Consider the following 10,490-nt stretch of genomic DNA (forward strand, 5'->3'; position numbering starts at 1 on the left):
GTTCCAGCCCGGCCTCGGGCCTACCGCACCGTACCCATCCATGAGCTCTTCTGCCCCCTCCTCTACCCCGATCTCCTACAAAGACGCCGGCGTCGACATCGTCGCTGGCGACGCGCTGGTCGAGCGCATCAAGCCGCTGGCCAAGAAGACCATGCGCGAAGGCGTGATGGCCGGCATCGGAGGCTTCGGCGCCCTGTTCGAGGTGCCCAAGCGCTACAAGGAGCCCGTGCTGGTCTCGGGCACCGACGGCGTGGGCACCAAGCTCAAGCTGGCCTTCGAGTGGAACATGCACGACACCGTCGGCATCGACCTGGTGGCCATGAGCGTCAACGACGTGCTGGTCCAGGGCGCCGAGCCCCTGTTCTTCCTCGACTACTTCGCCTGCGGCAAGCTGGACGTGGACACGGCCGCTGCCGTGGTCGGCGGCATTGCGCGCGGCTGCGAGCTGTCGGGCTGCGCACTGATCGGCGGTGAAACCGCCGAAATGCCCGGCATGTACCCGGCCGGCGAATACGATCTGGCCGGCTTTGCCGTCGGCGCCGTCGAAAAGTCCAAGATCCTCACGGGCCAGAGCGTTGCTGCTGGCGACGTGGTGCTGGGACTGGCCTCGGCCGGCGTGCACTCCAACGGTTTCTCCCTGGTGCGCAAGTGCATCGAGCGCGCCGAAAGCCAGGGCAGCCTGCCCGAAACGCTGGACGGCAAGCCGTTCAAGCAGGCCATCATGGAACCCACGCGCCTGTACGTGAAGAACGTGCTGGCGGCGCTGGAGCAGCACCCCATCAAGGCGCTGGCCCACATCACGGGCGGCGGCCTGCTGGAGAACATCCCCCGCGTGCTGCCCGAAGGCCTGGCCGCCCACCTGGATGCCGGCAGCTGGCCCCAGACCGAGCTGTTCGCCTGGCTGCAGAAGACGGCCGGCATCGATGCCGTGGAAATGAACCGCACCTTCAACAACGGCATCGGCATGGTCGTTGTCGTGCCCGCCGAGGCTGCCGAAGCCACGGCCGCTACGCTCGCGAAGCTGGGCGAGACGGTCCACACCATCGGACGCATCGCCGCACGCGGCGAGGGCGAGCCTGTCGAGGTCCGCTGACCACGGGCCCGCAGCGCATGACCCAGCACCTGCCCTCGCCCATCATCTCCCCGCAGCCCGCGCCCACGCGCGGCGTGACGCTGTCCAGCTATGTGCTGATGGCCGGCGCCCTGCTGCTGATCATGTGGCAGGGGCTGCTGCCGGGCATGCTGTGCGTCTGCGTGGGCTTTCTGGTCACGCGCGCGCTTGCCGGGCTGCTGTCACGCGCCCAGCCCAAGTCCCGGCGCGGCTCGCTGCCGCGCTGGACGCAACTGGTGGCAGCCACCATCGTCATTCTTGCGCCGCTGGCCCTGCTCAGCGGCGCGCTGTCGCACACGCGCACCTACATCACCGACGCGCCACAGCAGTACCGCGAGCTGCTCGACTATCTGGCGCACACGGTGCTGGAGCTGCGTGACAAGCTGCCGGCCGACATGGCCGACCAGCTGCCGGACGGCGCACAGGAAATCCAGCACCTGCTGGCCAGCTACCTGGCCGCCAAGGCCGGCGCCCTGGCCCATGCGGGCCGCGCCTGGCTCACCGGCCTGCTCTATGCCTACGTGGGCCTGATCATCGGCGCCCTGGCCGCCGTGCGTCCCATGGTCACGCGCCGCCCGCCCCTGGTGGCAGCGCTGCGCGAGCGCATCCGGCTCATGGGACTGGCCTTCCGCCAGATCGTGGCGGCCCAGTTCTGGATTGCGGCCTTCAATACCCTCCTGACGGCCATCTTCCTTCTGGGCGTGCTGCCGCACTGGAACCTGACCCTGCCCTACACGCCAGCCCTGATCACGCTGACCTTCATCGCAGGCCTGGTGCCCATCGTGGGCAACCTGCTGTGCAATGCGGTGATCACCATCGTGGGCCTGTCGGTGTCCCCTGTGGCCGCTGCCGCCTGCCTGGGCTTTCTGATCCTGATCCACAAGGCCGAGTACGTGATCAACGCCAAGGTCGTGGGCCAGCGCACGCACATGGGCGTATGGGAGCTGCTGGCGGTGATGTTCGTGGCCGAATCGGTGTTCGGCCCTGCAGGCCTGGTGGCGGCTCCGCTGTTCTACGCCTATCTCAAGAAAGAGCTGGAAGCCGTCCGGCTGGTCTGATCAGCCCACGCGCGGGCGGCTACAGCCCTCTCAGCCGCCGGATCACCTCGCGCACGGCCACGGCCTGCGCGCCCTGCTGGGACTGCAGGAAGCGCTCCAGGTCTTCAAGCGCACGCTCGGTCACCCCCCATTGCGCATAGGCCAGCCCCCGGTCCCGCAGGATCTCGGGCATGTCGGGCCGCAGCACGGCCAGCCGGTTGAGCACGGCCACCAGCAGCGGCCAGTCGCGCCGGGCATGGTGGATTTCCTGCAGGTTGCGCAGCATGCGCTCCAGAACGTCGCGCGGCGAGGCGCCCTGCAGGTACATGCCCAGCGGAGCGGCCTCTTCGGCCGACAGGCCCGCGCTCTGCCAGAAGGGCTCCAGCCGCTCGGCCAGGCTGTTGGCAGAAAAGGACTCGCCACTCAACGGGTCCATCACCACCTGCCCCTGGGGCAGGCGCATCTTGACCAGGAAATGGCCGGGAAAGCTCACGCCCTGCGCCGGCAGATCGATGGCCGCAGCCAGCTCCAGCCAGATCAGCGCCACACTGATGGGAATGCCGCGCCGCGTCTGCAGCACATGGTGGATGTAGCTGTTGGCGGGGTCGTAGTAGTCGTTGAGATTGCCGCCAAAGCCCAGCTCGCCGTAGAAGAACTGGTTGAGTCCGCGCAGGCACTGCAGCGGATCGGTTTCGCCGGCCAGGCGCTGGACCAGGCGCACCTGCAGCCGGTCCAGTTCGGCGCTGGCCGCCTGCAGGTCGAGATCGGGCACGGCATCCTGGGCGATGCTGATTGCCGCCTCCATCAGCGGCAGGTGTTCATCGCTTTGCACCAGCGCTGCAAAGTATTGCAGGGCCGTTGGCGTGTCGTCGTAGCTCCAGCTCATGATGCCTTGTGAATTTGCAGCGCCCAGGCCTGCAATTATGCGGGTTCGGGCTAGCGCCGCAGCAGTGCCCGCAGCTTGAGCCCGGCTGCCCACAGCGCGCCAAAGTACAGCAGGGCCGAGGCCGCCATCAGGCCGGCAAGCAGGCCCACGCGCTGCCATCCGTTGGCACGCAGCGCAATCCAGTCGAAATGCTGGCTTCCCCAGGTCAGCAGCACGGCCAGCAGACTGCTGGCCGCAATCACCTGCAAGGCCAGCCGCCCCCAGCCGGGCTTGGGACGGTAGACGCCTCGGCGCAGCAGCCCCCACAGCAGCCAGCCCGCATTGACCAGGGCCGCCAGGCCGATGGACAGCGCCAGACCCGTATGCGCCATGAAGGGCACCAGCACCAGGTTGAGCAGCTGGGTGATGATCAGCACCACGATGGCGATCTTGACGGGCGTGCGGATGTCCTGGCTTGCGTAGTAGCCGGGCGCCAGCACCTTGATGGCCACCAGGCCCACCAGGCCGGCGCCGTAGCCCACCAGCGCCAGCGCGATCTGGCCCACATCGCTGTCCTGCAGCGCGCCACGGTGGAACAGCGTGGCCACGAGCGGCTCGGCGAAAGTGAGCAGCCCCACCGCGCAGGGCACGGAAAACAGCACCACCAGGCGCAGCCCCCAGTCCAGCATGGCCGAGTAGCGCTCCGAGTCGTCGGCCGCCTTGGCCGCGGCCAGCTGGGGCGTGAGCACCACGCCCAGCGCCACGCCCAGCAGCGCCGTCGGAAATTCCATGAGCCGGTCGGCATAGAACAGCCAGGTCACGCTGCCCGGCTGCAGATAGGAGGCGATCTGGGTGTTGATCATCAGCGAGACCTGGGCCACGCCCACGCCCAGCAGCGCCGGCGCCATCAGCCTGAGGATGCGGCGCACGCCGGCCTCTTGCCAGGCCTGGCGCAAGGCGGCTGGAGAAAACCCGATGCGGGGCAGCAGGCCCAGGCCTGCCAGCGCCGGCAGCTGTACCGCCAGCTGCAGCACGCCGCCCAGCATCACACCGCCGGCCATGGCATAGATGGGCTCTATGCCGCGCGCCTGCAGCCAGGGTGCACCCCAGAAGGCGGCGGCAATCATGGCCAGGTTCAGCAGCACGGGCGTGGCGGCCGAGACGGCAAAGCGCCGCCAGGTATTGAGCACGCCGGACGACAGCGCCACCAGCGACATGAAGCCGATGTAGGGGAACATCCAGCGCGTCATCAGCACGGCTGCGTCATAGCCTTCGGGCGACTGGCGCAGGCCGCTGGCCAGCAGCCAGACCAGCAGCGGCGCGCCGACCACGCCCAGCACGCAGGTCACGAGCAGCACCCAGAACAGCAGCGTGGCCACATGGGAGATCAGCCTGCGCGTGGCCTCCTCCCCCTCCTTGGCCTTGCTGGCGGCCAGCACCGGCACAAAGGCCTGGCTGAAGGCGCCTTCGGCGAACAGCCGCCGGAAGAGATTGGGAATCCTGAACGCGACATTGAACGCATCGGTCAGCGCATTGGCTCCGAACATGGAGGCCATGAGCAGATCGCGCACCAGCCCGGTGATACGGGAGGCCAGCGTCAGCAGGGAAACGGTGGAGGCGGCTTTGAACAGTGACACCGTGGGGAGTGTATGCGCTGGCACGGCCATCGGAGCTGCGTGCCCGGGCGGGCCGGACGGCTCTTGCACTCCGTTGCAACAGGCCCGATTGCGCGGCCTGGGGCCCACAGGCCCTGGAGGTACTGCATGCTATAATCCCGCGCTTCGCCGACAACATCCTCAGACACTAGGAATACATATCATGGCATCCAAGCCCGTAAAGAAGAACCCCCGCCTGGCATCCGGCCGCAAGCGCGCCCGCCAGGACGTCAAGCTCAACGCAGCCAACACTTCGCTGCGTTCCAAGTACCGCACCGCCGTCAAGAAGGTCGAGAAGGCCGTTCTGGCTGGCGACAAGGCCAAGGCAACCGAACTGTTTGCCGCAGCCCAATCCGTTCTGGACACGATCGCCGACAAGGGCATCTTCCACAAGAACAAGGCCGCTCGCGACAAGAGCCGCCTGTCCGCCAAGGTCAAGGCCCTGGCAGCCCCCGCCGCCTAATCCACTTAGGCAACCGCACGGATGGCCCCGGCCATCTGCCGTTTGTAACGGGTGCGCTGTCAGCGAACGAGAAAACCGCCTTCGGGCGGTTTTTTTGTGCCTGGACAAAAGCGCCGCCATCGGCAATCGCACCGAAGGAAAAGCCCGGCTCCAGCAAAGCGCAGCCGAAAAAAAACGCACCCCAGGCGCGCTTCACATCGGGCGGGAACCGGCCCCGCAAAAAAAGAAGCCGGCCTCAGCGGGCCGGCTCGTCCGGTATCAGGCAGGCTTCGGCAACCTGCAGGTTGTTGTCCTTGGCGAAATTCAGGCAGAAATCCCAGGCCATGGGCTCGTAGTCGCGCAGGTCGCGATGCACGACCACGCACTTGACGCCGTTGAGCGTTGTGGGAACACACCAGGGCGAGTAGCTCAGGTGGCTGCCGCGCTGGGCACCACCGGGGCGGAACTGGCTCATGACGCCTGCCAGCCGCTCGGCCCAGTCGCTGGGCCGGAAAGTCTTGCCTTCGTGGGTGATGCCCTGGATGAACAGTTCTTTGCTGGAGGGAGAGACCATCAGGATGCGCACCAAAATACGACTTGTGCAACAAGGAGCAAAACAGGCGGCTTGCCAAGGGGCCCAGCACCTTGCCACTTCCTGTTTGCGCAAGTCCTTCAAAAAAGTCAGAGCCCGCAGACAGGATCGCTGCCGGCAGGCCAAGCAGGCATTTTATCTCTTATATAAGAGCTGGACCGTTGTGCAGCGCACTAACCAAGTGTGGCGTAGGTTCATTGCATGGCTGTGATGCGCAAACCGCAACGGTAGGCCATTGCGCGGCCCCTAGAATCGGGCTTCGCTGTTTTTCAGGCATCTGCGGCGGCAACGCCCGGATGCCGTTTACTTTCCAGCTCAGGAGATTTTTGCAATGACCGCTTTCATCGAGGCTGCCTCGCCCCACGTGATGAACACCTATGGCCGCGTACCGATCGCTCTGGAGCGAGGCCAGGGCTGCCGCGTGTGGGACGTCAACGGCAAGCAGTACCTCGATGCGCTGGGCGGCATTGCAGTGAACACGCTGGGCCACAACCACCCCAAGCTGGTGCCTGCGCTGCAGGACCAGGTGGCCAAGCTCATCCACACCTCCAACTACTACCATGTGCCCGGCCAGGAAACGCTGGCCAAGCTGCTGACCGAGCGCGCGAAGATGACCAATGTCTTCTTCTGCAGCACGGGCCTGGAGGCCAACGAGGCCGCCATCAAGATCGCGCGCAAGTACGGCGTGGACAAGGGCATCGCCAAGCCGGTGATCGTGGTCTACGAGCATGCCTTCCACGGCCGCTCCATCGCCACCATGACGGCCACGGGCAACCCCAAGGTGCGCGACGGCTTCGGCCCGCTGCTCGACGGCTTCCTGCGCGTGCCGGTCAATGACTTCGAGGCGCTGCAGCAGGCCACGGCCGGCAACCCCGACGTGGTGGCCGTGATGATGGAGCCCATCCAGGGCGAAGGCGGCCTGCACCCCATGCGCATCGAGTACATGCAGCAGGTGCGCGCCCTGTGCGATGCCAACGGCTGGCTGATGATGTTCGACGAAGTCCAGGCGGGCATGGGCCGCACGGGCAAGTGGTTCGCCCACCAGTGGGCCGGCATCGTCCCCGACGTGATGACCCTGGCCAAGGGCCTGGGCTCGGGCGTGCCCATCGGCGCCGTCGTCGCCCATGGCAAGGCGGCCACCGTGCTGCAGCCGGGCAACCACGGCTCCACCTTCGGCGGCAATCCGCTGGCCATGCGTGCGGGCATCGAAACCATCCGCATCATGGAAGAAGACGGCCTGCTGGCCCATGCCACCAAGGTGGGAGACCGCCTGAAGTCCACGCTGCAAAAGGAGCTGGCCGACGTCAAGGGCGTGGTCGATGTGCGCGGCCAGGGCCTGATCATCGGCATCGAGCTGAACAAGCCCTGCGGCGCCCTGCTGGGCCGTGGCGCCGAAGCCGGCCTGCTGTTCAGCGTGACCGCCGACACCGTGGTGCGCCTGGTGCCGCCGCTGATCATGACCGAGGCCGAGGCCGACGAAGTGGTCGCCAAGCTCAAGCCCCTGATCGTGCAATTCCTGTCCGAATGAGGACCTGCCTATGACTGCCATCAAGCACTATCTGCAGTTTTCCGACTTCACGGCCGACGAGTACGCCTATGTGCTCGAGCGCGCGGCCCTGATCAAGAAGAAGTTCAAGAACTACGAAAAGCACCACACGCTCAGCGACCGCACGCTGGCCATGATCTTCGAGAAGGCCAGCACGCGCACCCGCGTGAGCTTCGAGGCCGGCATGTACCAGCTCGGCGGCTCGGTGGTCCACCTGACCACGGGCGACAGCCAGCTGGGCCGCGCCGAGCCCATCGAGGACAGCGCGCGCGTCATCAGCCGCATGACCGACCTGGTGATGATCCGCACCTACGGCCAGGACAAGATCGTGCGCTTTGCCGAGTACTCGCGCGTGCCCGTCATCAACGGCCTGACCAACGAGTTCCACCCCTGCCAGATCCTGGCCGACATCTTCACCTTCATCGAGCACCGCGGCTCGATCCAGGGCAAGACCGTCGCCTGGGTCGGCGACGGCAACAACATGGCCAACACCTGGCTGCAGGCTGCCGACCTGCTGGGCTTCACCGTCCACGTCAGCACGCCGGGCGGCTACGAAGTGGACGAGAAGCTGGCCTTTGGCGGCAAGGCGCCGCGCGAGGGCTGCTACAAGGTCTTCAAGGACCCGCTGGATGCCTGCAAGGGCGCCGACCTGGTGACCACCGACGTGTGGACCAGCATGGGCTACGAGGCCGAGAACGAGGCCCGCAAGAAGGCCTTCGCCGACTGGTGCGTGGATGCCGAGATGATGGCCGCCGCGCGTGCCGACGCCCTGTTCATGCACTGCCTGCCCGCCCACCGTGGCGAGGAAGTGCAGGCCGAGGTCATCGACGGGCCGCAGTCCGTGGTCTGGGATGAGGCAGAGAACCGGATGCACGTGCAAAAGGCACTGATGGAGTACCTGCTGCTGGGCCGCCAGCCGGGCTGATCACGCCCACTCCTTTGGCCCAGGCGCATTCCCCCACACCCATGCACCTGAGCCACGAACACTCCAGACACCGCCTGCAGGCCAAGCGCCCCCAGGCGGTGTTTCCGTTGGGCGGCTGCGCATTGCGCCATCCGCACATTGCACGCCATACGCGCGTGCCCTCCTTCTTCGGGCCGCGCCGGCATTTCGCGGCCCGGGTGCGTGCGCTGTTCGTGCGCATCCACACCTTCTATCTGAAGTTCCTCCAGGGCCATACCTAGGGCCGCACCCCCTCTTCCCAGCCTTATGCGCCGCCCCGGGCACCGGGCGCGGCAAGCCTGTGCGTGCCCTGCTGTCTCCCGAAGAAGAACTTCCATGTCCGAAGCCCTGCATCCCTGCCTGAACTGCGGCGTCTGCTGCGAACACTTCCGTGTCGAATTTTCCGTCTACGAACTGCGCTCCATGGGCGGCACCGTTCCCGATGAACTGGCCCATGAGGTCCACGGCAACCGCTGGCGCATGAACGGCACCGAGCGCCGCCCCGTGCGCTGCACGGCCCTCACGGGCCGCTGCGGCGAACAGGTGGCATGCAGCATCTACGAGCAGCGCTCATCGACCTGCCGGGAATTCGAGATGGGCACGGACCGCTGCAACGCTGCGCGCCTGGCGCATGGCCTGCCTGCGCTGGATGACGGCGCCCGCATCTGGCTGGCCGCTGCCTGAGCGTGCAACCGGCCGGAGGCCCGGCGACCGGCCTGGCGACCGATCTGGCGCTATGGCTGGCGCCTGTCCGGTGCGCAGCTGTCTCCGCCGCAGGCGCTGCAGCCGCCGCAGCCGCCTCCGTCCTTGGGCGCCAGCGACGGATGCAGCTGACCGGCCTTCAGCCGCCAACGCGCCGGCAGGTAGCGCCAGACCAGGGACACGGCCGCCACCATCACGATCACGCCCACGATGATGTTTTGCCACATGCTCAATGCCCTCCTCAGCCCGCGCCCAGCGCGAGGGCCACGCGGTAGGTGATGAAGCTGGCCAGGTAGGCCAGCGCGAACAGGTAGCCCGTCATCAGCAGCGGATAGCGCCAGCCATTGGTCTCGCGCCGCACGGCCGCCAGCGTGGAAATGCACTGGGGCGCGAACACGAACCAGGCCAGCAGCGACAGCGCCGTGGCCAGGGACCAGGTATGGGCGATCAGCGGCCCCAGCTGCTCGGCCATGGCCTCGTCGCTGGCAGCGGACAGTGCATAGACCGTGCCCATGGCACTGACGGCCACTTCGCGCGCGGCCATGCCGGGCACCAGGGCGATGGCGATCTGCCAGTTGAAGCCGATCGGCGCCAGCACCACCTCCAGCCAGCCGCCGATGCGGCCTGCAAAGCTGTAGCGGATGGCCGCTTCGGTGACGCCATCGGGCGGCGCCGGGTAGCTGGCCAGGAACCACAGCACGATGCTCACGGTCAGGATGATGCCGCCGACGCGGCGCAGGAAGATCATGGCGCGCTCGTACAGGCCCAGGGCCAGGCTGCGCGGGCTGGGCCAGCGGTAGGAGGGCAGCTCCATCAGCAGCGGCGTGGGGCCGGCGCTGCGGCCCACCAGCTTGGCCACGCCGGCCACGGCCATGGCACTGGCGATGCCGGCCACGTACAGCGCGAACAGCACCAGGCCCTGCAGGTTGAAGATGCCGCCCACCGTGCGCTCGGGAATGAAGGCGCTGATCAGCAGCGCATAGACCGGCAGGCGCGCCGAGCAGGTCATCAGCGGCGCGATCATGATGGTCACCAGGCGGTCGCGCCAGCTGGTGATGGAGCGCGTGGCCATGATGCCGGGCACGGCGCAGGCGAAGCTGGACAGCAGCGGAATGAAGGAGCGGCCCGACAGGCCGACCTTGCCCATGATGCGGTCCAGCAAAAAGGCGGCACGAGGCAGGTAGCCCGAATCCTCGAGTGCAAGGATGAACAGGAACAGGATCAGGATCTGCGGCAGGAAGACCAGCACGGCGCCCGTGCCGGCGATCACGCCATCGGCCAGCAGGCTGCGCAGCGCGCCTTCGGGCATGTGCTCGTTGACCAGGGCCGAGACGGCCGAAACGCCGCCCTCGATGCCATCCATCAGCGGCTGTGCCCAGCTGAACACGGCCTGGAACATCAGGAACAGCGTGGCTGCCAGCAGCAGCATGCCCCACAGCGGGTGCAGCACCACGGCGTCGATGCGGTCGTCGCGCCGGGTGTCCACCACGGGCTCCTTGACGCAGTCGGCCATGATGCGGGCCACCTGCTGGTGCAGGGCCAGCACCTGCTCGCGCGCATCGCCCGGGCGGGCCGGGGCCTGCAGCTGCGGCGCCGC

The 10,490-nt window shown here is 67.2% G+C and carries 12 protein-coding genes; 7 read left to right on the top strand and 5 right to left on the bottom strand.

From position 1 onward, the window contains the following. Positions 1 to 40 precede the first annotated feature (40 nt). Both purM and L995_RS24500 read left to right on the top strand, forming a co-directional pair. Positions 41 to 1,093 carry a phosphoribosylformylglycinamidine cyclo-ligase gene (purM, locus tag L995_RS24495; RefSeq protein WP_016452588.1) on the top strand — a complete coding sequence of 351 codons (1,053 nt, stop codon included), beginning with the start codon at positions 41 to 43 and terminating at the stop codon, positions 1,091 to 1,093. A 17-nt stretch (positions 1,094 to 1,110) separates the two neighbouring features. Next, a complete protein-coding gene (locus L995_RS24500; RefSeq protein WP_047474006.1) occupies positions 1,111 to 2,169 on the top strand; it encodes an AI-2E family transporter in 1,059 nt (352 codons plus the stop codon). 19 nt (positions 2,170 to 2,188) lie between these two features. On the opposite strand, the gene L995_RS24505 is transcribed toward L995_RS24500, so the two are convergent. Both L995_RS24505 and murJ read right to left on the bottom strand, forming a co-directional pair. Further along, on the bottom strand, positions 2,189 to 3,034 hold the full coding sequence (locus tag L995_RS24505) for a SirB1 family protein (protein WP_016448980.1): 846 nt from the start codon (positions 3,032 to 3,034) through the stop codon (positions 2,189 to 2,191). 50 nt (positions 3,035 to 3,084) lie between these two features. Next, positions 3,085 to 4,650, bottom strand: a complete 1,566-nt coding sequence (gene murJ, locus L995_RS24510) for a murein biosynthesis integral membrane protein MurJ (protein WP_016452589.1) — start codon at positions 4,648 to 4,650, stop codon at positions 3,085 to 3,087. Positions 4,651 to 4,831: 181 nt separating this feature from the next. On the opposite strand from murJ, the gene rpsT reads away from it, so the two are divergent. Continuing rightward, positions 4,832 to 5,131, top strand: coding sequence for a 30S ribosomal protein S20 (rpsT, locus tag L995_RS24515; RefSeq protein ID WP_442855555.1), 300 nt, complete (start codon positions 4,832 to 4,834; stop codon positions 5,129 to 5,131). Between the two features lie 235 nt (positions 5,132 to 5,366). Here the strand turns inward: rpsT and L995_RS24520 are convergent, their stop codons facing one another. Continuing rightward, positions 5,367 to 5,684 (bottom strand): DUF3579 domain-containing protein, encoded by a 318-nt coding sequence (locus L995_RS24520; RefSeq protein ID WP_012204103.1) that lies wholly within the window; start codon positions 5,682 to 5,684, stop codon positions 5,367 to 5,369. 349 nt (positions 5,685 to 6,033) lie between these two features. Between L995_RS24520 and L995_RS24525 the strand changes: the two genes are divergently transcribed. The 4 genes from L995_RS24525 (at position 6,034) to L995_RS24540 (ending at position 8,875) form a co-directional block, all read left to right on the top strand. Continuing rightward, positions 6,034 to 7,230: an aspartate aminotransferase family protein gene (locus L995_RS24525; protein WP_016448983.1), complete on the top strand. Its 1,197-nt coding sequence runs from the start codon at positions 6,034 to 6,036 to the stop codon at positions 7,228 to 7,230. 10 nt (positions 7,231 to 7,240) lie between these two features. Next, complete coding sequence (gene argF / locus L995_RS24530; RefSeq protein ID WP_016448984.1) at positions 7,241 to 8,173, top strand: ornithine carbamoyltransferase; 933 nt, start codon at positions 7,241 to 7,243, stop codon at positions 8,171 to 8,173. 41 nt (positions 8,174 to 8,214) lie between these two features. Further along, positions 8,215 to 8,433: a hypothetical protein gene (locus tag L995_RS24535; protein WP_016448985.1), complete on the top strand. Its 219-nt coding sequence runs from the start codon at positions 8,215 to 8,217 to the stop codon at positions 8,431 to 8,433. A gap of 94 nt (positions 8,434 to 8,527) precedes the next feature. Next, a complete protein-coding gene (locus tag L995_RS24540) occupies positions 8,528 to 8,875 on the top strand; it encodes a YkgJ family cysteine cluster protein (RefSeq protein ID WP_016448986.1) in 348 nt (115 codons plus the stop codon). A 50-nt stretch (positions 8,876 to 8,925) separates the two neighbouring features. Here L995_RS24540 and L995_RS24545 read toward each other — a convergent pair whose 3' ends face one another. Next, complete coding sequence (locus L995_RS24545) at positions 8,926 to 9,120, bottom strand: hypothetical protein (protein ID WP_047474007.1); 195 nt, start codon at positions 9,118 to 9,120, stop codon at positions 8,926 to 8,928. Between the two features lie 14 nt (positions 9,121 to 9,134). Further along, positions 9,135 to 10,490, bottom strand: a 1,356-nt coding sequence (gene feoB, locus L995_RS24550; RefSeq protein WP_047474008.1) for a ferrous iron transporter B, incomplete at its 5' end; no start/stop codon positions are given.

It is taken from the genome of Delftia sp. ZNC0008, from assembly GCF_000799035.1.
GTDB lineage: Bacteria > Pseudomonadota > Gammaproteobacteria > Burkholderiales > Burkholderiaceae_C > Comamonas > Comamonas tsuruhatensis.